General features: G+C 70.6%; 18 protein-coding genes. 8 read left to right on the top strand and 10 right to left on the bottom strand.

The window, feature by feature from the left end; all coding sequences use genetic code 11:
* Nucleotides 1-19: 19 nt before the first annotated feature.
* The 4 genes from H6726_30005 to H6726_29990 all read left to right on the top strand — a co-directional run bounded on the left by H6726_30005 (nucleotide 20) and on the right by H6726_29990 (nucleotide 2,554).
* Nucleotides 20-517 (top strand): hypothetical protein, encoded by a 498-nt coding sequence (locus H6726_30005; GenBank protein MCB9661912.1) that lies wholly within the window; start codon nucleotides 20-22, stop codon nucleotides 515-517.
* Nucleotides 518-777: 260 nt separating this feature from the next.
* The gene (locus H6726_30000) at nucleotides 778-1,287 is read left to right on the top strand and encodes a hypothetical protein (GenBank protein ID MCB9661911.1); all 510 of its coding nucleotides are present in this window, start codon (nucleotides 778-780) and stop codon (nucleotides 1,285-1,287) included.
* Nucleotide 1,288: 1 nt separating this feature from the next.
* On the top strand, nucleotides 1,289-1,795 hold the full coding sequence (locus H6726_29995; protein ID MCB9661910.1) for a hypothetical protein: 507 nt from the start codon (nucleotides 1,289-1,291) through the stop codon (nucleotides 1,793-1,795).
* Nucleotides 1,796-1,798: 3 nt separating this feature from the next.
* Complete coding sequence (locus H6726_29990; protein ID MCB9661909.1) at nucleotides 1,799-2,554, top strand: hypothetical protein; 756 nt, start codon at nucleotides 1,799-1,801, stop codon at nucleotides 2,552-2,554.
* A 42-nt stretch (nucleotides 2,555-2,596) separates the two neighbouring features.
* Here H6726_29990 and H6726_29985 read toward each other — a convergent pair whose 3' ends face one another.
* The 4 genes from H6726_29985 to H6726_29970 form a co-directional block, all read right to left on the bottom strand.
* A complete protein-coding gene (locus H6726_29985) occupies nucleotides 2,597-3,919 on the bottom strand; it encodes an FAD-binding protein (protein ID MCB9661908.1) in 1,323 nt (440 codons plus the stop codon).
* Complete coding sequence (locus H6726_29980; GenBank protein MCB9661907.1) at nucleotides 3,919-5,625, bottom strand: hypothetical protein; 1,707 nt, start codon at nucleotides 5,623-5,625, stop codon at nucleotides 3,919-3,921. Before H6726_29980 ends, H6726_29985 begins: the two co-directional genes overlap by 1 nt.
* Before the next feature lie 207 nt (nucleotides 5,626-5,832).
* Nucleotides 5,833-7,206 carry a hypothetical protein gene (locus tag H6726_29975; protein ID MCB9661906.1) on the bottom strand — a complete coding sequence of 458 codons (1,374 nt, stop codon included), beginning with the start codon at nucleotides 7,204-7,206 and terminating at the stop codon, nucleotides 5,833-5,835.
* Entirely contained in the window at nucleotides 7,203-7,856 is a 654-nt protein-coding gene (locus tag H6726_29970; protein MCB9661905.1) for a TetR/AcrR family transcriptional regulator, read from the bottom strand. The genes H6726_29975 and H6726_29970 overlap by 4 nt, the downstream gene beginning before the upstream one ends.
* Nucleotides 7,857-8,186: 330 nt before the next feature.
* Between H6726_29970 and H6726_29965 the strand changes: the two genes are divergently transcribed.
* Nucleotides 8,187-9,758, top strand: a complete 1,572-nt coding sequence (locus H6726_29965; protein MCB9661904.1) for a DUF2961 domain-containing protein — start codon at nucleotides 8,187-8,189, stop codon at nucleotides 9,756-9,758.
* A 63-nt stretch (nucleotides 9,759-9,821) separates the two neighbouring features.
* On the opposite strand, the gene H6726_29960 is transcribed toward H6726_29965, so the two are convergent.
* The gene (locus H6726_29960) at nucleotides 9,822-10,043 is read right to left on the bottom strand and encodes a hypothetical protein (GenBank protein MCB9661903.1); all 222 of its coding nucleotides are present in this window, start codon (nucleotides 10,041-10,043) and stop codon (nucleotides 9,822-9,824) included.
* Between the two features lie 35 nt (nucleotides 10,044-10,078).
* Nucleotides 10,079-11,524 (bottom strand): cytochrome P450, encoded by a 1,446-nt coding sequence (locus H6726_29955; protein MCB9661902.1) that lies wholly within the window; start codon nucleotides 11,522-11,524, stop codon nucleotides 10,079-10,081.
* Between H6726_29955 and H6726_29950 the strand changes: the two genes are divergently transcribed.
* On the top strand, nucleotides 11,523-15,479 hold the full coding sequence (locus tag H6726_29950) for a protein kinase (GenBank protein ID MCB9661901.1): 3,957 nt from the start codon (nucleotides 11,523-11,525) through the stop codon (nucleotides 15,477-15,479). The genes H6726_29955 and H6726_29950 overlap by 2 nt on opposite strands.
* Before the next feature lie 45 nt (nucleotides 15,480-15,524).
* Nucleotides 15,525-15,995, top strand: coding sequence for an MEKHLA domain-containing protein (locus H6726_29945; protein MCB9661900.1), 471 nt, complete (start codon nucleotides 15,525-15,527; stop codon nucleotides 15,993-15,995).
* Nucleotides 15,996-16,092: 97 nt separating this feature from the next.
* Here the strand turns inward: H6726_29945 and H6726_29940 are convergent, their stop codons facing one another.
* A complete protein-coding gene (locus H6726_29940; GenBank protein MCB9661899.1) occupies nucleotides 16,093-16,989 on the bottom strand; it encodes an AraC family transcriptional regulator in 897 nt (298 codons plus the stop codon).
* A gap of 73 nt (nucleotides 16,990-17,062) precedes the next feature.
* Between H6726_29940 and H6726_29935 the strand changes: the two genes are divergently transcribed.
* Nucleotides 17,063-17,806 (top strand): SDR family oxidoreductase, encoded by a 744-nt coding sequence (locus H6726_29935; GenBank protein ID MCB9661898.1) that lies wholly within the window; start codon nucleotides 17,063-17,065, stop codon nucleotides 17,804-17,806.
* An 82-nt stretch (nucleotides 17,807-17,888) separates the two neighbouring features.
* Here the strand turns inward: H6726_29935 and H6726_29930 are convergent, their stop codons facing one another.
* The 3 genes from H6726_29930 to H6726_29920 all read right to left on the bottom strand — a co-directional run.
* A complete protein-coding gene (locus H6726_29930; protein MCB9661897.1) occupies nucleotides 17,889-19,910 on the bottom strand; it encodes a hypothetical protein in 2,022 nt (673 codons plus the stop codon).
* Between the two features lie 256 nt (nucleotides 19,911-20,166).
* Nucleotides 20,167-22,275, bottom strand: coding sequence for a hypothetical protein (locus H6726_29925; GenBank protein ID MCB9661896.1), 2,109 nt, complete (start codon nucleotides 22,273-22,275; stop codon nucleotides 20,167-20,169).
* A 46-nt stretch (nucleotides 22,276-22,321) separates the two neighbouring features.
* Nucleotides 22,322-23,525 (bottom strand): hypothetical protein (locus H6726_29920; GenBank protein MCB9661895.1); only part of this gene is annotated, 1,204 nt, incomplete at its 5' end.

The following is a 23,525-nucleotide window of genomic DNA, read 5'->3' as shown; positions in this document are numbered from 1 at the left end:
CCCACTCATCGGAGCTCCCATGAAAACTCAGATTCGAGTGTCGGTCGCCGCGGTGACTGTGCTGCTGCTGGCGACTCCAGCCGTGGCTGCCAACGACGGCTTCTTTCCTGGAACGTTCTGCGTTCCAGAGACGGCAGGCACCACCAACTGGCGGATGGCGTCGTCCATCCAGAACATCAGCTCGTCGCCGGTGGACGTGATCTGTCCACTCGTCACGCGCGATGCATCCGCAGTCGGGATCGTCTACGTTGTCGCGCGAGACAACACGCGAGACGCTGGCATCGACTGTCTCATCCACTCCCGCTACCACAACGGTACGGGGAGCTACCTCCCCCTCACGGTGAGCTCGGACTTCGAAACGGGATGGCGAGTCAGGGCACGCAGCGGTGTCGTGGCCGGCTTCAACTCGGGGACGAATCCGCGTAGCAACTGGGTGAGCTGTACGCTCCCGCCCGCAACCGGGAACAGCGGGCCAACGGCCACGAGCGCGGTGGGTGCCTACGCGTTTCTGAACTGAGGGTCGAGGCGGTCTTGCCAGACATCGGCGCCGACCGGGAAGTGCGCAGATCGCCTCCATGAGCCGCGAAGGAGCGGGAAGCTGCGCGTTCGTGAGACGTTGACGCGGCTTTCCCGCCCGGTGTGGGCGGCGGCCGTCGTCGCGTCGCCAACCGCACGGTCCTGTGGGGGGCCGTCTTGGCTGCCTGCGCGCAGTGGCCTCGCCGTTGACAGGCTTGGTCCGAGCCGATACAGAGGGGCCTTTGGAAGGGCTGGATGAGGATGTCGAGAGCGCACGCTGCCGGTTTGGTGTTTGGGTTGGTGATGCTCGTGGGGTGCGACCCGTGCGGGGACCTCGACGAACGCATCTGCAGCGATCTGGGCGACGATTGCCAGGTGTGGCGCACCGACCTCAGCGCGCTCCGCGCTTCGTACCTCTCCGAAAACGATCGGCGCCTGACCAGCCGCTGGCGCACCTGCAGCGCGCTGGCCGATGAACCCGACTACTCAGCGCGACTCTTGCCGTCGGTACGCAACGCCGTGGCGCGCCTGCGCGACCCGCACGCGGCGCAGCTGCCCGTTGCGACTGGTGCCCCCTCGTCGAGCGGCGGAGGTCCGTGGATGCTCTTGCCGCTCTTGGCTGCCGCCGGGTACTTCGTCTACTACAAGGTGACGGTCCCCAAGCGACGCGCGGAGGCGAGCGCACGCGTCGACCATCTCTCCGACGCACAAGCTCGTGCCCTCGAGGAGCTGCGTGCGCAGCGAGACCAGGGTGAGCACAAGGACAGCTGACATGACCCCGGCGGATCTCGTCGCGCGCGTCGCCCCCAGTGGGTCCGTCGCCGCGAGCGCTCATCTCCCCGACATGCACGAGCGGCTGGGCACGCTCGTCTCGCGTCACTTCGCCAAGGCCGACACGGTGAAGGTCCTCGGCGCGGGGGCGGCCATCGGCGTCGGGCTCTTCCTCCTGCTGTACGGCGCGATCGGATCTGTCGTGGCGGGCGACGTCGAGCCTGGGCTCTGGTTGGGGCCGGTGCTCGTCGTGGGCGGGCTGGTGGTCCTCGCGTACGAGCGTCGGGAGGCTCGGCAAGCGCTCGGCGTGTATGAGCGTGGGTTCCTCTACGTCGACGGCGCTCGTCCGTTCGCGCTGCTGTGGAGCGAGGTCGCTCACGTCGAGGCCGTCACCGAGGACGGCACCATGACCATGAGCGTCACCACCGCGGGTGGGCGCGTTCATGCCATCTCCGATCGCGTGCAGGGCCTGACCGCGATCGTCACGATCTTTCAGAACAGGGGATGACCCATGAGTGCCATGACGTTTGTGATGCCGGTCCTGATGGTGGTGTTGGTCGTAGCCAGCTTCATCTACCGGTCCAAGGCGACCGCCAAGTTCAACGCGGACTACGCGAACTACAAGCTGGCGGACATCGCCGCCCTGCTCGAGCTGGACGTGAGCGAGGGGCCGCCGCAGCTGAACCTCATGAACGTTCATGCGGAGCATGCCCAGCAGGCCAAGCAGGGTGGGGGCATGCTCGCCAAGCTGAACGGCGACGGGATGCAGGAGTCGTTCGCGGCCGCGGCGGGGACGCGCTGGGGTCGTCCGTATCGCTTCGAGTACAGTCAACGAACCGAGGTGGAGACCAAGGAGAACCTCTTCCAGTCGACGCGCACCACGCGTGAGTGGTTCGGCATGAGCCTGAGCGCCGCGTTGAACGGTGAGCGACCGCGGTTCGAGATTCACATGCGCGAGTGGGCGCAGTTCTGTGAGCCTCGCCTGCAGACGTCCTTGCCCGCGAAGCCGACCGGGATCGCATCGCTGGACGCCGTGATCGTCGTGAAGTGTGAGGACCCTGCGCTGGCCGCAGCGTTGGCTCCGGCGCTGGTGCCGCTCATGACGGATCAGACGCTCCACATCGTGGGCACCGGTACGGAAGTCCGGGCGCTCGCCACGCGCTACACCTACGGCACGCTGCTGATGAACCTCTCCACACACCAGAAGGGGCTCGAGCACATCGCCTGCATCCTCGAGGGACGCGACGCGAGCCACGTCACGGGCTGACGCGCTGCGGGTGATGCCCGGCCACGTGCTGGTTGGCTGAGCTCAGAACCCCAAGTCGTTGAGCCACCCGTTCAGGAACCGCCGGTCGGGGTCCAAGCTCGCCTGCAGCGTCTTGAAGTCCGCGAACTTGGGGTACAGCGCCGACGGGTCGAAGGGCTCCTCCCAGCGCTTGGCCCAGTGCGGGCGCGCGCCCGGGATGGCGGAGAGGGTCTTCCAGGCCTCGATGAAGAACTCGTCCTGGTCCGGGGTCTCGACCGCGGTCGTGACCTCGAAGAAGCAGCTGTCGCGACCGTAGGCGGGTGACAGGAACGACGTGCTCGCGCCCACGAAGCGCGCGACGTAGGCCATGTTCACCGGGTACATGCCGCGCGCCCGGAACCAGCGCACGATGCGGTCGGTCTCGGTCCAGGCCGTGGACGCTTCGGGCAACGGGATGGAGAACGACATGGTCACCGCGCGCGGATAGCCCTTCTGGAAGTGCATCTCGCGCGAGGCGCGCTCCACGTCGTGGTCGGTCTGCACCGAGATCGCGTTCGCCACGGACAGCATGAGCGGCGTGTACTCGGGCAGGTTCCGCGCGAGGTAGGGCATGGCGTACTTGCCGCCGATGACCTCGAACGCGGCGTCCAGCTGCTCGGTCACGCGCTCGGCCAGCGTGTACGGGTCGTAGGGCGCGCTCGAGCGGTTCGCGAGGCGCGCCCAGAGGTTCTTCTCGAACGGGAAGCCCATGAAGAAGACGTACTCGTGGCTGGCCAGCAGGTCGCTCAGGTTGGCCATGGTGTCATCCACGTCGAGCTGCCGCACGTACACGTCCAGCGCGAAGTCCGGCCGGATGCGCAGCGTGACCGACTTGATGACGCCCAGCAGCCCCAGCGACACGCGCGCCGCGCTGAGCGCCACTGGATCGGTCTCGTCGATGGTGCGGATCTGCCCCGTCCCGTCGATCAGCTCGAGCCCGAGCACCGAGTCCGAGAAGGGCGGCCAGAAGGTGCCCGTGCCGTGACAGCCCGCCGCGATGGCGCCGCCGATGGTGGGCTTTGGGAACAGCGTCGGGCACTCGAGCGAGTAGCCGCGCTTGGCCAGGTACGCCGTGAGCGCCTCGATGGTGACACCGGGCTCCACCGTGACGCGGTTCGAGGGCGCGGGCTGGAAGTTGAGCACGCGGTTCAGGCGGCTCACGTCGATGATGGTGCCCTCCGTGGGCACCAGCGGGCTCCACGAGGCCGAGGCACCCGCCACGCGCAGCGGGCCGCGCTCGAGGGTACGGCGCACGACGCGCACGAGCTCGTCGGTGGTGCAGGGCTTCCGCACGACCGTGAAACAACCTTGGGTCTTGGCCCAGTTCGTCCAGTAGGTGGGGAGCATCAGATGTTCACGCTGTTGGTCACGAGGGAGGGGTGCAGGTACGGGTAGCCGCGGCGCGGAGGCGCCGTGCTCTCGCGCGCGTCGATGGAGGCGGCGAGGGCAGCGAGGTCGGTGGTGAGCGCGTCCACCGCGGGGCGCACGGCGTCGAGCGAGCCGATGGCGTAGTCGCGGAAGTCGCCGAACACGTCGTAGCGGAAGTGCCCGATCTCCACTTGGTAGTAGTTCTCGAGCGCCTCGGTCACGGGGGGCAGCGTCTGCCGGAAGCGCGTGGGTGTCCCCTCGGCCTGCGTGCGGATGGGTGGCGACCAGGCCGACTCGCACTGCGTCGGCGCGTACGTGTAGAGGTCGATCATGGGGAAGTGCATGGCCGAGTGACCCGCGCCCGCGGTGTAGACGGCCAGCGTCAGCGCCTCGATCAGGCTGGCGCGGTCGATGGTGGCGAACACGCCGGGCACGTTGGCGAACGAGGGTGAGCGCAGCTCGGTCGCGAACGCCACCACCTCGGAGTCGGCTGTCACGGCTGCGTCGTTTGCGTAGTAGACGTTCACCACGCGCGTCACGTAGTCACGCGCGATGCTCTCCCAGCGCAGCGCGTCCTCGCGCCATGGGTAGCGCGCGAGGCCCACGTCCATGTTGCGCGCGGCGAGGTCGCGCGTGGGCAGCAGGTCGAGCGCGCTGTCGCCCGCAACGACCGAGCTGGTGAAGAGCGCGCGGCTCTCCTCGAGCGTGCCCGCGTACATGCGGTCGTACAGCTGGTTGGTGTTCGTGAAGTACGAGTACGCGACCACGTTCGTGAAGAGCGTGAAGCGCAGGTGCGGATCCAGCAGCATGCGCAGCGGGTGCTGGCAGGGGAGGTTGCGCTTCGTCGCGAGCGAGAACGCCTCCATCATGAAGTGGCAGCGGTACAGGTGCCCGATGCCGAAGTGCCAGTTGTTGTCTGCCACCTCGACGTAGGTCTTCGCGATCTGCCAGGCGTCGCCGTCGGCCGGCAGGAACATGGGGTTCGGCGTGGTGCCGGGCTGGTCCGCCGTGATGGCCACGGGCACGAGGTCATCCGGCGTCGAGCCGCTCGCGGGGCGCTCGTACATCACCAGCACGGGCGCGGGCAGGTACTTGTCGCGATAGCGGCTGTCGCGGTCGTTGCTGGGGTGCTGCGGCCGCAGCGCCTCTTGCAGCCGCACGTAGTCCGCCACGAACAGGCGGTTCGCGGCGATGGCGTCGGCCAGCGTCGTGGTCGCGCCCGTCGCCGCCTGGAAGTCGGCGTCGGTGAGCGTCGGCACCTTCGCCGCGAGCTCGGCCGCGCTCGTGATGCGGCTGATGACCGTCGGGCACGCGCCGCCCACGCGGCGGAACGCGAAGTAGCCGTCGTCGCGGTAGGCGCGCGAGTCCGCTGGCGGGCGGTGATAGAAGCCGGGGATCACGTCGAAGGGCTCGAGCGACCACGGGCTGCGGCGACGGTCGAGGTACTTCACCAGCGGCATCTTCACCGCGCGGTTCACCGTGGACGCGAGCACCAACGGGATGTGCCGCAGCGCCCACGACGGGTTGTAGATCTCGCGCAGGATGGGGAAACACTTCGCCGCCGCGACCGGGCGCAGGCCGTTGTCCTCACCATGACGATAGCGATACCGCAGGCGCGCGACGCGCGACTCCACGTTGCGGAGGAGAGGGAAGGTGGCGTCCTGTGGGAGTGAGGCCGTGGTCATCCTGCGGCGGGTCCTTCGCGTCGGAGGGTCGAGGCTCCCCTCGGGTTGCGCGAGCAGTAGACACGCAACGTCCGTGTGCGTCCATCCCGACAATTCCCCATCCCCAGGCGGTGACCCGCGCCTTGGAGTGGGGCGCGCGCGTCGCGCAGCTGGCGTCCGTCTCCCGCCCGCCGCCGCCGTTCGTCATCGAGCCCAGCCCGGGACGGCTCACGCGAGCGCGGCCTCCAGCTGCTCCGCCGAGTACAGGACGCCGCTCTCGCGGGACCCGGACAGGGCCGGCGCCGCCCCCGTTGCCAGCGCGGCGCTGGCGTTGCGGAAGAGGAGGTCGGCCGCGTGGTCCGCGAGTGCGCGCCCGAGGGCGGCCTGGGTGCAGGCCAGACGCAGGGACCCCTTGCGTGACCTGGCGGGGAGCGCCGCCCGAGCCTCCAGGGCGGCGCCATACCCCACCGTCGCCAGCGCGGCGTCGGCCGCCGCTCCGGGCGGCATCCGCTGACCCTCGCGCTGATGCCCCGCGACGAGCACGTTGGCGAGGTACGCCAGCTCTTCCATCCGCTGCACGAAGACGCTCGGCTGCGCTTCGCTCAGGTCCTGCAACGCGCCCACCAGGGCAGCCATGGCGGTGGCGGAGCGCCCCAGCTCGGCGAGGCTCGCCCCACCGCCATCGTACTCCTCCAGCGCACGCTGGACCTCGGCGGGCAGGGCCCGCACGCCGCCCGTGAGGGGCGACGTAGACCACAGGCGCGTCGGTTGCGTGGGCCCCAACTCCCGGAAGTAGGCGCGCGTGAGGGGGTCGCGCGCCTCGGCGTCGGTCCCCTGCTCGCGCGGACCGCGCGCCAGCTGCAGGAACGCTCGCGCCGCGCGTGGCTCGACGTATCCCTGCGCGCTCCGGCGTCCGTCCCGCGCGGCCTCGACGTCCTCCGCGAGGGACTCGGCCTCGGTGAGGACCTCCGATAGGTCGTCGAGGTCGTCGAGATAGCCGCTCCCGAGCGCCGCGAGCCGGTCGAGGAGCCGGACGAGCAATGCGCGGTGGTCCCGGTCGAGGGCCAGGATCAACGACAGGGCAGCGTCCCAGCCCTCGTGCTGCTTTGCGATCAGGACGTAGCCGTCGACGTCCTCCGAGAGGGCGCCCTCGAGCTCCTTGTCGAGCTGCCGGGCTTCGTCCTCGTCGGCATCGTCCAGTGTCTGACGCAGAGCGTCTTCGTCCAGCACGAGGAGCATCCCCGCGAGCGCGTGCGCCACGAAGTCCTCGTCCAGCTCGGCGACGCGGCGCGCCGCGACCGCGTCGCCGGCCTCGAGCAGCACCTCGAGCCAGACGGCGAAGCGCCGCGAGTCCAGCGCCTCTCTGTCGCCCGCGCGTTCGGCGACGAAGAGGTCTTCGTCGAAGGCCTGCACGAGCTGCGGCGTGGTCGCGAGGGCGACGAGCTCTCCGGCGTCCTCCACCCCGACCCGGCGCACGAGGGCAGCGAACGCGTGAGGCGGGAGGGAGCGCAGCGCGGGGGCGAGGTCGGGCATGGCGACCAAGCTGTCGAGGAGGGAGCGCGTTTTGGCGAGGCCGCGAGGAACCGACGTAGTGAGCTTCATACGAACCGTTCTCCTTCGATCCGACGGGGCTCGGAGCGGCGAAACAGGGCCTCGAGCCCGGACAGGTGATAGGTGGTCTGCAGCGCGACGGCCTCGCGCAGGGCGCCCTCGCTGCGCTCTTCCTGGAGCAACACGCCCAGGGTCGCGACGTAGGCGCGGTAGATGCGCGTCAGCGCCCGGCGCGCGGAAGGGGTGGCCTCGAAGTCGGGGTGAGCCGCGCGCGCGTAGTGCAGCGCTAGCCGCGCCAAGAGGCGCACGGTGGCGTCCGCGAAGCCCGCGTGCGCGGTGCCCTCGGCGCGGCAGAGCAGAAACACCACGCGCTCCCGATGCTCGAACACGAACCGCGAGAGCTCGTCCGCAGCGTGCCGGTAGGGGTGCTCCGGGCCGAGCGACAGGGCGTCAGTCTCCGCGCGCAGCGCTTCGACGCGCGCGCGGATGAGCCGCGTCAGCTGGGCCTCGAAACCCGGCGGCAGGAAGGCCTCGAACAGCTCGTCCTTGTTGGCGAAGTACTTGTAGAGGTTCCCGATGGAGGTCCCCGCCCGCACGACGATGTCGGTCAGCTTGGCGCCCTGGAAGCCCTGCTCGGCGAACGTGTCGGCGGCCGCGCTCAGGATGGCGTCTCGGACTTCGGCTTTCGGTCGCTGAGGCATTGAAAAGAGAACTTTGAGTTCTCTTTTTAGCCACGGACGGCCCCCTGTCAAGACCGCCTCGGAGCCTCAGCCGGGAGGCGCGGTGCCGAGAACACGTCGCTCTCTCGGGAGGCCCCCCCGGGGCGCAGCGTGAGGTCGACCGCGTGGCTGACCTACGGCCTATTGTGCAGACAAGTCCCCATGTCGATGCTTCGTCGACCGCCCAAGGCGTCAGGGCCACACTCCTCGTGGTCGCGCATTGTGTTGGCGTGGGCGTCTTGGCTCGGATACATGGGGAGCATGCAAGGAACCGGATCGCCGTGTCGATTCAACACTCGGAGTCTGACGGTCATGTGTCTGATGGGGCTCCTGGGGTGTGACGCGGACAGCCCAGTGCTCGTTCCGTGTGAGACGTTCGACACGGGCTTCGACCAGGAGTTGCGCCTCCTGACGGAACCGATCTCCCCCCGCCCGGCCGAGCTCCCATCCACGCTGCTGGCCACATCGAGCTATGATCGCCAATCCGTTGGACCCGGCTCCGAGGGCTGGTTCGCAAACTATGATCGGGGGGAGTACCTCGGGAACGACCGCTTCGGCCACGGCGTCTTGGTGGAGCACGACGGGCCGGGTGCGCTGGTCAGAATCTGGAGCGCCAACCCGAACGGGACGCTACGCATCTACATTGACGACGAGCACGTGCCCCGCATCGAAGTGCCCATGGAGGCGTTCCTCAGCGAAGCGAACACGCTGGGGGCAGCGTTCGCATACAGCGTGACCATCAGCGCACCGGGCGAGTACGGCGCCAACCTGTACGTACCGATCCCGTTCGAGCGTTACTTGCGTGTCACCCACGAGGAGGGGGACGGCGCGGAGCCTCTGTTCTGGCAGGCGTCCATCAAGGCCTATGAGACTGGGATCTGCGTCGCGAGCTTCGATCCTGCGGATGTCCCCGCTTCGGCGTTGGAGGAAGCCACCACCGCGCTCGCAGCGCCTCACGCCGCCCCCGCGGAATCTGCTGTCGTCGATTGGTCGGAGACGTCTGCGTCGCACGCCTGGATCGCTCCAGATGGGGGCGCAGAGCTGCGCGCGCTTTGCCTCGGAAGCGAGAGCCCCCTCGACAGCACGGGCACCGTGCTCGAGCTGACCTTCGATGGCGTCACGACGGCGCGTGTCCCGCTGCGCGACTTCTTCGCGGGACTTGCAGAGGACACGTCGGCGACGACCTTCTACACGTCTTACGACGCATCCACCGCAGAGTGGTGCACTCGCTTCCGCATGCCGTTTCGCGAGGGGGCCGAGCTGCGTGTGACGGCACCCACCGCCGAGTCCGGCCGGGAGCTTCGGCTACGCTACACGGTCGAACCGGCTCCCTTCGAGGGTGCGCACTATTTCCATGCGCAGTGGCAGCGCAACCCAGACGTCGTGGAGAACCTCTCCGACCAACGTGCCGTCACCATCGAGTCGGGCGAAGGCTACTTCGTTGGCCTGGTGATGGCGATGACCAACCGCTCGCGCTGCTGGTGGGGCGAAGGGGACGAGAAGGTCTGGGTGGACGACGAGCCGTTCCCGCGCCTCTTCGGGACCGGAACCGAGGACTACTTCGGGTACGCATGGGCCTCCTCGGAGGTGTTCCTTGCGTCCTTCCACGGTCAGCCCGAGGCAGACGTGGGGCGGGGCAACGACATCTGTGGTCGGGGGGAGAACCTCGGTGGCACCTGGTGGAACTACCGCTTCCACCACTTGGACGCGATCGACTTCCATGAATCTCTGCGCTTCGACATGGAGGTGTGGCACTGGGGAGGCGATGCTGCTGGGAACGCGCCCCTCGCGCAGGCCTTCACGGGTTTCTGGTACAGCAGCACCGCGCAGGTGGCGCCAGCCGTCGGCGACCTCGCTACGCGCCCCGGCGTGTGGACGAACTAGCGCCCTGGGCATGAGGCCCTCCGTGTCCGCAAGGGGTGAGCCACGAAGGGGCTCCCACTCTTTCTAGCAAAGGCGGAGCCTGGAGGCGGACTCGATGGCGTCCTGCGAGTCGAGGTCGGCCAACTTGGCCTGGACGGTGCGGCTGGTCTGGCCGCCGTGGATCACCGGCAGACCTTCGACCCGCACCTCGCGGCTCTCGGCCTGTAGCGTGTTGTCGTCGAACCGGTCGCCGATGAGCGAAGTTGGTGCGCGAGGGCGACGGCGATCGGGCCGCCGTGCCCGCACGTCGAGAACCTGCTCCCGGTGCCAAAGGACCGCACTCAGCGGCGGCTCAGCACCTCGAGCGGGATGGCGTTGCTGGGGCCCGGGAAGGGCCCGTACTGCACGCGCTCCACGGTGAGCCCCTCGGGCACGCGCAGCTCCACGCGCCGTATGATCGCGGCTGCCAGCGTGCTCAGCTCGAAGGTGGCGAAGGCCGCGCCGACGCAACGCCGGTACCCGCCGCCGAAGGGCGCGTAGTCCAGCGGTGACAGGCGCTCGCCCAGCAGGCGCTCGGGACGAAACGCGAGAGGCTCTGCGAAGCGCTCGGGATCGAGGTGCGCGTGCCGCACTTGCGCGTTCACGAGCGTGCCCGCCGGGATCGCGTATCCGTCGATGGTGAGGTCGCGTCGCGTGCGGCGCATGACCCCGAGGGTGAGCCCGTCCAGCCGCAGGCTCTCTTCGACGACGGCGCTCAGGTACGGGAGACGTGCCGCACGGCGCGCGTCGAGCGGACCGTCGCCGAACGCTTCGTCCAGCTCGGCGCGTGCACGCGCCCAGGCGTCGGGCTGACCTGCCAGGCGGTACAGCAGCCAGCCGAGCGCGACGGCGGTGGTCTCGTGCCCGCCCAGCAGCAGGGTGAGCAGCTCGTCCACCAGCTCGGCGTCACCAAGCGCGGTCCCCTTGTCGCTGGCGTGGCGCAGGATGCGCGCGAGAGCGTCGGTGCCGCCGTCGTCGAGGTGAGCGCGCCGCTCGCGGACCTGGTCCATCAGGCGGTCCACCAGCTCGCGCGCTTCGCGCACGCCCCGCGCGCCCCCCAGCGCGCGCAGCAGCACAGGCTCCGGTAGCAGCGTCATGTCGGGCCCGCGGCGCCCCACCATCAGGCGCCGCACCGTCGCGGCCGGCAGCAGCATGGACGCGAGGTTGCCCGCTGTGCCACGCCCCCCTTCCATGAACTCGCGGGCCAAGCGGTGCAGCGCGTCGTACGCCGGGCCCGGCTGCATGCCGAACACGGTCTGGAGGATGACGTCGAGGGTCATCCACTGCGCCCCCACCAACGCCTCGGTCGTAGTCCCCACGTCGAGGCTGTCGACCCACGCGTCGGCGATGCTGGCCATGGTCGCGCCGTAGGCCATCAGGCCGTCGCCTGCGATCACGGCCATCGTGCGGCGGCGCGCGGCCGCGTGCTTCTCACCGTCCAGCAGCAGCAGCGACGAGGGCCCCACGAACAGGGCAGCCAGGTCGTTCGCGTGTCCGAAGTCCTCCGCGCTGCCCTTGATGACGGCGCGCCGCGCCTCTTCCGAGGTGAACACCGCGACCAGCCCGTGACCCCACAGGTCGAGGGTGTAGGCCCCGGCCTCTCCTGCGCGCACGTCCGCGAGCAACCCGTCCATGTCGCTGGCCCAGCGCACCAGCTGGCGCACGGGGTGCTCCGGCCAGGGCGTCGGCAGCCCCGTCCGGCGGATGCGCCGACGCGAGAGGAGCGCCGAGGGAGCGGTGAGCAGCATGCCGCGCAGCATACTCGAACTCGTCGCCACGACCGTCATCGGTCCGTTCACTTCCGTCACCCCGCAATTTCGGCAATCGGATAGGCTGCGGGTCGGGATGGTCATGCACGAGAGCGTGGAGCGTGTCGGAGAGCGCTACGAGATCGAGTTCCTCTTGGGCACGGGGAGCTATGGCACGGTCTACGCTGCGTACGACCGCGTCCGAGCCGTGCGCGTCGCGTTGAAGCGGCTGCACCACTCCGACGCGCGCGCCCTGTACCGCTTCAAGAAGGAGTTCCGCGCCCTCTCCCGCACGAGCCACCCGAACCTCGTGGCCTTGCACGAGCTGTTCGTGTCCGAGGGCGAGTGGTACCTCGTCATGGAGCTGGTGGAGGGCGCGCCGCTGGTCGAGCACTTCGGCGCCGGCATGGCGACCGCGGGGCTCGGGTCGAGCACGCTGGTCCAGACCCTCGACGGCGCGAGCATGGGGTTCGGGCCCGGCGGCGACCCGACGCTCGAGGCCGCGGCGCACGTCGAGGGCTCCCCCTCCACGACCCGGCCTGTGCTCGCGGGGCCTTGGGTCGAGCGCGACTGGGAGGCGGTGCGCGCCGTGTTCGCGCAGGTGGCGCGCGCCCTGGTGGCGCTCCACGCCGAGGGCATGCTCCACCGCGACCTGAAGCCGCACAACGTGCTGGTGAGCAAGGCGGGGCGGGCGGTCGTGCTCGACTTCGGGCTCGTCACCGAGCTCGGGGCGGGCGGGGCCGAGCACGTCGAGGGCGCCATCGTCGGGACCCCGCTGTACATGGCCCCCGAACAGGTCACGGGCCGACCCGCTGGGCCGCGCAGCGACGTCTACGCGCTGGGCGTGATGCTGTACGAGGTGCTGACGGGCGTGCTCCCGTACATGCACGACAACGTGCACACGCTGCTGTGGTCGAAGATCCACGGCGGCGCGCCCGGTCCTCGCACGCGCAACCCGGCGGTGCCCGAGGACCTCGCCGAGCTGTGCATGGAGCTGCTGGCCGTCGACCCGGAAGAGCGCCCCGATGCGGCCACGGTGATGGCGCGTCTCGCGCGCATGGAGGCGCCGCGTCCCGTGGTGCCCGCCGACGACCCCAGCCGCGCCTTCGTCGGCCGCGAGCCGGAGCTCGCCGCACTGCAGGAGGCCTTTCTGCGTTGCCGTGAGCGTGGCGAGCCTGCGGTCGCGCTGGTCGAGGGCGAGAGCGGCATGGGCAAGAGCGCCCTGATCGACCACGTGCTGGGTGAGGTCGCGCGCGACGAGCGGGCGTTCGTCCTGCGTGGCCGCTGCTACGAGCAGGACTTCGTCCCGTACAAGACGGTCGACGCGGTGGTCGACGAGCTGAGCGCCTATCTCGGCAAGCAGAGCGGGCCCCGCGCAGCGGCGCTGCTGCCACCGCACGCGCGCGAGCTGGCGCGCCTCTTCCCCGTCTTCGGGCAGGCCGTCGACGCCGCCACCGCCGCGCACTTCGAGCCGCTGGTCGAGGACCCCATCGTCGCCAAGCGGCGTGGGTTCGCGGCGCTGCGTGAGCTGCTCTTCCGCATGACGCGCGAGAGCCCCGTGGTGGTGTTCGTGGACGACGTGCAGTGGGGCGACGCAGAGAGCGCGGACGTGCTGGTCGACCTCATGCGAGCGCCCGGGGCGCCGCCCGTGTTCTGGGTCGTCGCGTTCCGCGGGGACGAGCGCGCCACCAGCCCGTTCCTGCGCGCTCTGCTCGCGCGCCTCGGCTCCGAGTCGGACATCGTGCGCCTGCACCTGCCCCTCACCGGGCTCCCGCCCGAGGTCGCCGTGGCCCTCGTCGCGCGGCTCCTGCCGTCCGAAGGGGCAGACTCCGAGCTGGCCGTGCGCATCGCCTACGAGGGCGCTGGGCACCCCCTGTTCATCGAAGAGCTGGCGCGGCACGCGGAGGAGGCCAGCGGCGTGTGGCTCACGTCCGAGGTCGGCCGCACGCCGGACAGCGCCGACCGTCAGCTGTTGCTCGCCGAGGTGCTGCGGCGGCGCGTCGACGACCTCAGCGCCGAGGCTCGCACGCTCCTGGAGCTGGTCTCGGTGGCCGGCGTGCCGCTCGAGCGTCGTGTGGCGGCGCAGGCCCTGGGGGTCGACAACCTCAGCCGCGTGAACGTCGGGCGGCTGCGCGCCAGCAAGCTGCTCCGCACGCAGCAGGCTGGCGACAAGGAGCTGCTCGTCGCCTACCACGACCGCATTCGGGCCGCCGTGGTCGACGCCATCGAGGCCGAGCGCCTCGCCGCGCACCACGGCACGCTCGCGCTCGCGCTCGAGGCTGCGGCCGCCCCGGCGCGCACGCTGGTGACGCACTTTGCCGAAGCGGGCGAGCTCGCGCGTGCAGCGCACCACGCGCGCCGCGCAGGAGACGAGGCGGCGGCGGCGCTGGCTTTCCACGAGGCCGCGGAGCTCTACGGGCGCGCCCTCGCGTGGGACACGGATGCCAGCCCGAGCGTGGTGCGGGAGACCGAGAAGAAGCGCGCGGCGGCGCTCATCAACGTCGGGCGCTGCAAGGAGGGCGCCGCCATCTACGCTGCGCTGGCGGACGCCGCGACCGACGCCGAGGAGGCCCTCGACCTCGAGCTGCGCGCCGCCCAGGGCTACTTCACGTGTGCGGCCATGGCCGAGGGCGAGCCCCTGCTCCGGCGCGTCACCCGCCGCGTGGGTCTCTCGGTGCCGCGCTCCGCGATGATGATCAACGCCAGCGTCTTCGCGCGCATGGGGCGCATCTGGCTGCGCGCCGACGCGTTCGAGGAGCGCCCCCCCGAGAGCATCCCCGCCAGCGTCGCGCGGCGCATCGAGGTCAGCTCGGCGCTCGGGCACAGCCTGACGATGCCCGACCTGGTGCGCTCGCTCTACTTCTACCTGGACGCTTACGAGCTGGCCGTGAAGGCCGGGGACGCGCGCCGCGCCATCGACGGCCTGGCCATGATGGGCATGTTCCTGTCCAACCTGGGCTGGAAGCAGGCCGACGGAGCCCTCGCGCGCGCGAACGCCCTCGCCGCTCAGCAGGGCACGCCCGAGGCGCTGGGCGTCACCGCCTATGCGCGCGGTGTGGCCGCCTTCCTGAACGACGACTGGTCCACGGGACTGGCCGAGCAGGAAGCAGCCGTGCGGCACCTCAGCCGCGGGCGCAACGTGGCCGCGCAGCGTCAGGGCGCGCAGGTGCTGGTGTCCACCAACCTGCGCTACCTGGACCGCTTCGAGGAGCTGCTGCGCCGCACGGAGCAGGCCATCGCGGAGGCCCGCGACGTCGGCAACCCCTTCGCCGAGGCCGCCGCCTACGTCGACGCGGGCTTCGCGCACCTGGGCCTTGGCCGCCCCGACCTGGCGCGTGAGCACCGCGAGCGGGCGCAGGCCCTCTCGTCGGACACGGACATGTACGTGGAGTTCGCGGGGCTCACGCTCAGCACGCGCACCGACCTCTATCTCGGCGACGCAGTCTCGGCCCACGCGCGCATGGAGCAGCAGTGGCCACGGCTCAAGAAGGCGGGCCTGCTCATGCTCCCGGTGGGTCGCGAGTTCTACGGCTGGCTGCGCGCGGCGGCCGCCGTCGGGCGTTCGTGCACGCTCGAGGGACGCGACGCCGCGGCGCTTCGCAAGCTCGCGCGCAGGGTGCTGGCCAAGAACCTCGGCGCCCGCCCTCGCACCGCGTTCGGCGCCGCCAACCGTCACGCGGTGCTGGCGGCCTGCGCCCACCAGGAAGGCAACGGCCCCGACGCCCTCGCGCTGCTCGACGAGGCCGCCGTGGGCTACGCCAGCGCTGGTCTCGAGGTGCGCGCGGCGGCGACGCGCCTGACCCACGCCACCTTGGCGAACGACGCGGCCGCCGCGGAGGACGCGCTCGCTACGCTGGCCACCCTCGACGTCGCCGACCCGTCCCGCTTCACGGGCAGCGTCCTGCCGGGCTTCCCGGAGATTCCGCCCCGCCCCGAGACCCTGAGCGGGCCGTAGCCTCGACGCGAGACGGGGCGCCGAGCTCCGCTATCATCCCCGCCCATGGCCCCGCCGCACAGCCTCGCGCCCCTCGCCGCCATCGTCGACTCGTACCAACGCCTGCTCGGCGAGCCGCTGGAACCCGGCGAGCGTGACCCCCTCGAGCTCGCGCGCTGGCTCGACGAGAGCGCGCCCTACTGCGTGCTCGCGCACAACGACGAGGCCGACCCGCGCTTCGTCTACGCCAACCGTGCCGCGCTGAATTGCTTCGAGTACACCTGGGACGAGCTGATCGGGATGCCCTCACGTCTGTCTGCCGAGGCGCCCAACCGCGCCGAGCGCGAAGCGCTGCTCAGCTCGGTCGCAGAGAAGGGGTACGCGAGCGGCTATCGGGGGCTGCGCATCGCGAAGTCGGGCCGGCGCTTCTGGATCGAAGACGTGACCGTGTGGAACCTGCTCGACGCAGAGGGACGGGCGTGCGGTCAGGCCGCGACCTACCGCCGCACGTCGCCCGCGAGCGAACCGCTGGCCTGAGCGCGCCGCTGACGTGAACGCTGCCCGCCGCCTCGCGGTTGCCTGCGCGCCTGCTGGCGTGCGCCTGGCCCGGCTTCCGAGGCGCCTGCGACGCGAGTCACGCGTGCGCCTGCGCGTAGTGGCTGGGCGGCATCCCCACGTGCCGGCTGAACGCGGTGCTGAACGCGCTCGCCGAGCCATAGCCCACGCGCGTGGCTATGTCGGTCAGCGCCACGTCGTGTTCCCGCAAGAGCTCCTTCGCGAGGGCCATGCGCCACGCCAGCAGGTACTCCATCGGAGGCACGCCCATGGTGCGCGTGAAGCGGTCGAAGAACCCCGAGCGCGACAGGGCCGCGGCCTTGGCGAGCTCTCCGACGGACCATGCACGCGTGACGTCCGCGTGCATCTGTCTCAGCGCGGGCGCCAGGCGTTCGTCGTGGAGGCCCCGCAGGAGCCCGGGCGGTGCGTCCTCCCCCGTCGCGGACCGCAGCGCTTCGACCAGCAGCGCGTCCACCAAGCGCGAGAGCACGAAGTCGCTCCCCGCGAGCTGGCCGCGCGCTTCTTCGTCGACCAGGCGCACGAGCAGCGCGAGGCGCTCGGCGTTGCGCACGTGCACCACGCGCGGCAGGAGCGAGACCAGCAGCGCGGCGTCCGGGGAGTCGAACACGAAGTAGCCTCCCAGGAGGCGCACGTCGGGCGGACCCGCGCGCCCGTGCCGCACCTCGGCCGTGGCGGGGGGCTCTGCGCGTGGGTCCACGTGCACGGGGGTGGCGCGCTGGAAGCTCGACATGGTGAACCCCGGGGTCGCGGGCAGCAGCACGAAGTCACCCGCTTCGAGCGTCAGCGCGCCGTGACCGTCGACCACGAGCCGGCAGCTCCCCTCCAGCACCGTGCAGAAGCTGGGCTGACCGAACTCCGAGTAGCGGACCGCCCAGCGGCCCGCGCCGCTGATGGGCTTGGAGAACACCGTGCGGGGCCGGAGCAGGCTGATGAGCTCGGAGAGGGGATCACTCATGGCTGGACGATCGATAATGAAAGATGGACGAAGCATTATAGATAGTCCGTGAACAGGGCGCTACTCAGGGTGCATGCACACAGCACTCATCACCGGTTCTTCCTCTGGTTACGGGCTCGAGACGGCGCGGCACTTTCTGTCGCGTGGCTGGAACGTCGTCGCGACGATGCGCCACCCTCGGCCCGAGCTCCTCCCATCGTCCGAGCGGCTGCGCCTGATGCGCCTCGACGTGACGGACCCCGAGAGCATCGCGCGCTGCCTCGACGAGGCCGGCCCGCTGGACGTCCTCGTGAACAACGCGGGCATCGGGGCCTTCGGGCCCTTCGAGGCCATGCCGCTCGCAGCGCTGCGCGAGGTCTTCGAGACCAACACCTTCGGCACCATGGCGATGACGCACGCCGCGCTGCCCCGCTTCCGCGCGCAGGGCTCCGGCGTGATCGTGAACGTCACCTCCAGCGCCACCCTCGCGCCCATGCCACTCGTCGCGGCCTACACCGCCAGCAAGATGGCCATCGAGGGCTTCACCGCGTCGCTCGCCTTCGAGCTGGAAGGGCTCGGCATTCGGGCGAAGCTCGTGGAGCCCGGCTACTGCGCGACGACGGCCTTCGCGAGCAACACGGGCGCGCGCGCGGGCGGCGACATGCCCGAGGCATACGCGCCCTTCGTGCAGCAGGTGTTCGCCGCCTATGCCGCGCCCGCAGAGCACACGCGCGAGACGGACGTCGCCGAGGCCGTGTACCGCGCGGCCACCGACACCTCGGGACAGCTGCGCTTTCCTGCGGGGCCGGATGCCGTCGCGCTGGCGGTGGCCGCGTAGCTCGGCGCCGTCGACTCCTCCATGAAACTGGCTCGTGGGCGGAGACTTCGGCGTGCGCGGCGCTGACGGACTGCGACGCGGGTCAATACACGTCGTCTTCGTTTTCGCGGCACTCGAAGCTGGCCGCTCGCACGGGAGTCACCTCGACGTCCGGGATGCGCACGAAGTCGAGGCGCAGCGCCGGCAGCGACCGTCCCAGCTGTGCGTACCGGTTTCTCCCCCAGCAGAGCACCTCGCCGTCTTCGCGGCGCGCGCAGAAGTGTCCCAAGCCCGTCGACAGCTGGACCACCGCGTCGACGCCGGGCACGGCTGGACCCAGCGACATCCGGCCGTCGACGAACTCGATGCAGCGCACGCGACCCTCCTGCAGCACGCACATCTGGTCGACGCCATGCGCCACGGTCGAGATGCCGTTGATCGTGCCCTCGTAGCGCGCCACCCCCTCCCAGCACACGAGCTCGCCGCCTTGGCGCACCACGCAGGTCTGGTTGCCCGCGAGGGCGAGGGCGCGGATGTCCGTGAAGCCGGCTCGGAGCGTGTCTGCGGGCTCGCCTCGTCCCGCGCGCATGTGAGCGCAGGCCAGGGCCCCTCGAGTCGACACGGCGCACACACGCCCCGCGTCCATCGCGATCAGCGCGGCGTCCTCGAGACCAGCGACGGGGACGGGAGCGTCGGTGTCGTAGCGGTGCGCACAGTGGACGTGGCGTGTGGAATCCACGAAGCACACGACCGCGCTGTCGGCCGTGAGCGCCAGCGTCCCCGTACGCTCGAACCGCGCGTCGTCACGCCGGCAGGCAAGCCGACCATCACGCCAACGGACACAGGGCTCGTCGAGGTAGATGTAGAGGTCGGCGATCTCGTCGGGGTCAAGGACACCCGGGTCCCAACCTGCGACGGCCTCCTCGTATCCGCGGCTGTCCGTCTGTGCGCCCCCGAAGCAGCGCAGCCCGGTGGCGGCCCGTATACACGTGGTCTGTTCGGACGTGAAGACGGCAGTGGCCGTAACGCCCCGCAGGGCTGCGGGACCGTGCTCCTCGGGGACGGCCTCGAACTGCAGCGGCGCCAGGTCACCCGCGCAGCGGATGCCGTCCTGTGCGAAGCGCGCACAGATGAAGTCCAGACCAGGTGCGACATCCAGCGCTCCATCCAGTGCTGGTACGTGCGTGGGCGTGTCCACGCGCCGCGTGTGGCCGAGGCCCAGCTGCCCGCGCGCGTTGTCGCCCCAACAATAGGTCCGCCCGTCCTCACCGCGAGCACACACGGTTCGCTCGGACCCCACCAAGTCGACGGCCTGAATGCCATCGACGCGCTCTACGCCGAGGCGTGCGTAGGTCGTGACGGCTCCGCGGCCGAGAGAGCCGTTGTAGTCGTGGCCCCAGCAGAAAACCCGTCCATCGGAGCTTCGGGCGCAGGCCGAGTCGCTACCCACCACCACTTGGGCGGGGTCCGGCACGTCCACGCGGTAGCTGTGTTCGAGGGTCGCGATCTCGTCGTCCATGATGGAGCTACCCCAGCAGCGCACGCCGTCGGACGTCAGCGCGCACCCTTGCCAGAGAGAGACCGACAACCCGTGGGCGCCTTCGACGAGGCCCACGGCGGTCGTGGGACTCGTCGACTCCGACTCGTCGCCCCAGCAGCGGACCGTCCGACTGTCCGTGACGATGCACCCCATCGCCCCGCTGACCGCGACCTCGCGCACGCGGTCCTCATCATGGAAGGACGCTGCGGTGCACAGCGCGAGGTGCGTGTCGTCCGACGGGGTGACGGCGTTGTCTCCCCAGCACACGACCCGGCCCGCCCTCAGTCCGCAGACTTGCGCAGCCCCCATCGAGACGCTGCTGAAGCCGTCCGCGAACGTGACCCAGCCTTCCTCGTCGGTCTGGAGTGGGGTGAGCCCATAGCAACGGAGACGTCCCTCGGGCCCTTCGTCACACAGCATGTATTCGTCGGCGTGCAGCCGGTGCGCGTAGCCGAGCGCCGGGAGTCGCACCGGCGCGGGGGACGGCACTGTCGGCGGAGACTCGCGCCCTGCGCACGCCGCCGCGAGCAGCGTTGCGCCGAGACAGCCCACCACCACCAGGGCCCCGTATCGCCTCGCTCGCATGTCCTTCAAGGTGACACCTCCTGCATGGCCGAGGGATAGCACAAACGCACGTCGGCTCCTCGTACGCCCCTCGCACTCCTCGGACCCGGTCGCCGCTAGCAGCCCGTTGAAGAACCTTCCCTTCCTCTCGCTTGCAGCCCGAGGCCCACTTGCCGCACGCCTCGGTCGCAGAACCATCGAGGTTCTGCTCCCTCACCGTGCGGCAATTGAGCCCCGGTTGCTAGCGCGATAGAAAGGGTAGTTCTTCAACGGGCTGCTAGCGGGGCAGGGGGTCGAGCGGGGCCTCCACGCACGGCGCGTCGAAGTCGACGCGCGCGGGTCGCTCGGTGCGCCGGACCGTGCCCTGCCCCAGCTGCCCGTACGTGTCATCGCCCCAGCACGCGACGGTCCCCGCATCCCGCAGGGCGCACACGTGGTGCGCTCCCGCGGCGACCGCTCGGGCGCGACCGAGGGACGTGATGGGGATCGCGGTGGGTCTCGCGTCACGGCGCATGTTGCGCCCCAGCTGGCCGCGAGCGTTGCTTCCCCAGCACGCCACCAGACCGCTCTCTTGGATGGTGCACGCGAACTCGGCGCCGTACGAGGGCGTGTTCGACGGGAGCTCGTCTTCGACCCCGCCGTCTGCGTCGAACGCGACGGGCACCCCCATGCCGCGGACGAGCGCTTGGCCCCCGTCTTGGCCTGCTCGAGCCGAGATCACCACCTCTCCACGTGCCTCGTTCACGCCGCGCACCACGTGGCGCTCGATGTGCTCGACGCTGACCAGGCCTTCGAGCGCCGCCGACACCGACGCCGCTGGGACGGGGGCGCGCTCGGAGTGACCCCAGCAGTCCCACGACGCGGTTCCGGTCCGCGCACAGATGGCGCCGAACGCGGTCACCAGTCGGTCGGCTCGCACGCCGGCCCGCGCTTGGGCCACGTGGAGACGACCGCCGGGAGTGCGCTCCGACGACGGGCCCGTCGTCGCGTCCGCGCCGATACACGCGACCCCAGTGTCCGTCAGGAAGCACGCGAGACGCGGCAGCAGCGCCATCATGCGGACGTCGGCCACGCCCTCGATGACGGTGGGGGTGGGCGTGATCACGCGCCGCGACCCCACCGGAACCGCGCCCCAGCAGCGCACCTCGCCGCGTGAGGTCGCTGCGCACGAGTACGTGTCCGACGAAGCGACGGCAGCGACATCCACCAGGTTGGGCACGTCGACTGGCGCACGCGCGAGGGCCTCCGGGTCGGTCCGCCCGGTGTATGGGAGCGACCCGTCGCCCATCGCACCCCAACACCAGACTTCGCCAGTTCGCGTCCGCGCGCACGCGTAGAGCCCGCCGGCCACCACCTGCGCGACGTCGCGCAGGCCCTCGACGATGACCGGAGTCGGTGATGGATCGATGGTCCCGTTCCCGAGCGCGTGCGCCCCCCAGCAGGCGACACGCGCGTTGTGCGTCAGCCCACAGGCGAACTCCGTCCCCACGGCGACGGACACCATGTCACGCGCGTCGGGCACCCTGTTGAACACGAGCTCGCGCAGCGCATCCCCGCACGCGACGCCGCCGTCCTCGTACACGAGGCAGCCAGTCGACCCGCGGCCCGCAGCGTGCACGACGTGCTCGAAGGTCGGGCGCTGCTCACGGCCGTCGTTCCCGCGCGCGAGGCAGGTCAGTCGGTTCGTCGCCGACCGCGCGCAAGGCATGGTCCCCAGTGTCAGCAGCGCGACGGCGTCGGGCATCGACGTCTCGTAGTTCTCGAGGCGGGTCTCCGAGTCCCCGTGGTTGCAGCGCAGCGCCCCGCTCGGCTGAAGCCAGCAGAGTGTGTCGCGGGTGACGGGGAAGTTGCCGAGGGTGATGGACGTCGCGTCCGAGACCGCGAGCACGCGATAGGGCACGATCGATCCCGCCTCCGCCTGGTCGAACGCGATGCTGTCGAACCCGTAGATGCGCTGAGAACCCCAGCAGCTCGCGCGACCGTCGCGGTGCTTCGCACACGCGTAGTCGGTTCCGCCGACCAACTGCTGCGCGTCGGCGATGCCGGACACCTCGGCCGTCCCCGTCAGGCACTGCGTAGGCCCGCGACCCTGCTCGCCCTGTCCGCCGAAGCCCCAGCAGCGCACAGCGCCACCCTGGAACACGGCGCACGCAGTCTTCTCGCGCGCGACGAGGTCGACCGCGACGTCGCGTGGGACAGGCAACGCAGGCGCCGTGGGGGCGAGGGAAGCGCGAGGGGTCTCCGCAGACGGCTCATGCGCGGCTTCGGTGGGACCACTGGGCGCGCTCGCGGGAGGTGGCTCGTCGCGCACACGCGCGCTGTCCGTACCTTGACCACATCCACTCACCACGACTGCGAGCAACACGAATCCGAACCACGCGGGCATCGCCGACCTCCTCGTTGGAGCGACTCTCGCATGCATCGAGGCATGGTCAACCTCCTCGGCGCGCGGAGTCGGACCCGGTTGGCACGCGACGTCGGAAGAGCCGCGAGACTTGCGCGGCGCCACACAGCAGGAAGATCACGTCAAAGGGATACCGAGCGCGCGGCGTACCCATGAACAACGCGCAGGTGATCACGCTGCTCGTGATCGCCACCAAGACCAGGGCTCGCTGGGCGCTCGTCCCACGGTAGGCGGCTCCCACCCCTCCGACCACCGCCGCGACCGCGCTCGCTACCGCACACACCGAGAGGAGCGTGTCGCCCGCGTCGCCCTCGAAGCCCGGAAACGTCATCACCGCGCCGGTGCTGCACCACAGGTTCGTGCCCCAGCGTACGAGCGCCGCGCCCGGGTGATCTGTCACCAGCCGCCACGCCTCGGCATAGAAGTACCCGGAGTCCGTCAGCGGGACGTCCGTCGTGACGGCCTCGGAGTAGAGCGCCGCGTTCACGATCGGGGCCCACCCGCCTCCGGCCGAAGTGCTGGCGAGCTGCCGGATGGGCGCCACCGACATGTAGAAGTTGAAGCCTCCGTTCTCGGCGAGGCCGTGCCCGTCCGGGATCAGTGCGCGCGTGACCCCGTACGCGAACGCCAGCCCGATCGTCGCGCCTCCAGTGAAGAACGCCGCGTGGTGGCGTCGACCCGCGCACCCTATCCAAGCCACAGCGAGCACGACCGTGAGCTGCAGGTTCGGGCGGAACACGCAGGCCAGCCCCAGCGCGAGACCTGCGACAGCCTGATGCCATGGGGGGCCAACCGACGCTACGTCCGCTGGGCTAGAACCCGACACCCCAGAACCCGCGCGTCCGACGAACGCATCCAGCCACGTGGCCGCCGCGATCAGGGTGAGCGATGCAGCCACGGACTCTCCGAGATACAGCTGCGTGTACATGGCCGTGGGAAACCAGGTGGCCGCCACCAGGCCCGTGAGCGCCTGACCGCGTGCGCCGAGCCCGAGTCGCGCGGCCGTGCGCGGCACCACCGAGGCCGCCACCGCCGCAACCGCTGCGTGGATCCACGCTACCCGGGCGGCCCCGCCCAGCCACGTGTGGGCGCCCAAGATCAACAGGACCTCGCCCTGAGACTGAAAGGCGGCGTCGCGCGGGTATGTCCCGGCCGCCGCCATGAGCGCCCGCTCCACGTAGACCGCCATGTCCGACACGGCAAAGTCGTCGGGACCGCGTGCGGCGCCCATC

The organism is Sandaracinaceae bacterium (assembly GCA_020633055.1).
Taxonomy (GTDB): Bacteria; Myxococcota_A; Polyangia; order Polyangiales; family Houyiibacteriaceae; genus JADJJE01.
This window is presented reverse-complemented; position numbering and strand designations above follow the sequence as displayed.

Excerpts from the sequence above, each read along its gene's own strand:
- H6726_30005 (MCB9661912.1), top strand. The coding sequence starts at position 20 with ATGAAAACTCAGATTCGAGTGTCGGTCGCCGCGGTGACTGTGCTGCTG.
- H6726_30000 (MCB9661911.1), top strand. The coding sequence starts at position 778 with ATGTCGAGAGCGCACGCTGCCGGTTTGGTGTTTGGGTTGGTGATGCTC.
- H6726_29995 (MCB9661910.1), top strand. The coding sequence starts at position 1,289 with ATGACCCCGGCGGATCTCGTCGCGCGCGTCGCCCCCAGTGGGTCCGTC.
- H6726_29990 (MCB9661909.1), top strand. The coding sequence starts at position 1,799 with ATGAGTGCCATGACGTTTGTGATGCCGGTCCTGATGGTGGTGTTGGTC.
- H6726_29985 (MCB9661908.1), bottom strand. The coding sequence starts at position 3,919 with ATGCTCCCCACCTACTGGACGAACTGGGCCAAGACCCAAGGTTGTTTC.
- H6726_29980 (MCB9661907.1), bottom strand. The coding sequence starts at position 5,625 with ATGACCACGGCCTCACTCCCACAGGACGCCACCTTCCCTCTCCTCCGC.
- H6726_29975 (MCB9661906.1), bottom strand. The coding sequence starts at position 7,206 with ATGAAGCTCACTACGTCGGTTCCTCGCGGCCTCGCCAAAACGCGCTCC.
- H6726_29970 (MCB9661905.1), bottom strand. The coding sequence starts at position 7,856 with ATGCCTCAGCGACCGAAAGCCGAAGTCCGAGACGCCATCCTGAGCGCG.
- H6726_29965 (MCB9661904.1), top strand. The coding sequence starts at position 8,187 with ATGTGTCTGATGGGGCTCCTGGGGTGTGACGCGGACAGCCCAGTGCTC.
- H6726_29950 (MCB9661901.1), top strand. The coding sequence starts at position 11,523 with ATGCCGCGCAGCATACTCGAACTCGTCGCCACGACCGTCATCGGTCCG.
- H6726_29955 (MCB9661902.1), bottom strand. The coding sequence starts at position 11,524 with ATGCTGCTCACCGCTCCCTCGGCGCTCCTCTCGCGTCGGCGCATCCGC.
- H6726_29945 (MCB9661900.1), top strand. The coding sequence starts at position 15,525 with ATGGCCCCGCCGCACAGCCTCGCGCCCCTCGCCGCCATCGTCGACTCG.
- H6726_29940 (MCB9661899.1), bottom strand. The coding sequence starts at position 16,989 with ATGAGTGATCCCCTCTCCGAGCTCATCAGCCTGCTCCGGCCCCGCACG.
- H6726_29935 (MCB9661898.1), top strand. The coding sequence starts at position 17,063 with ATGCACACAGCACTCATCACCGGTTCTTCCTCTGGTTACGGGCTCGAG.
- H6726_29930 (MCB9661897.1), bottom strand. The coding sequence starts at position 19,910 with ATGCGAGCGAGGCGATACGGGGCCCTGGTGGTGGTGGGCTGTCTCGGC.
- H6726_29925 (MCB9661896.1), bottom strand. The coding sequence starts at position 22,275 with ATGCCCGCGTGGTTCGGATTCGTGTTGCTCGCAGTCGTGGTGAGTGGA.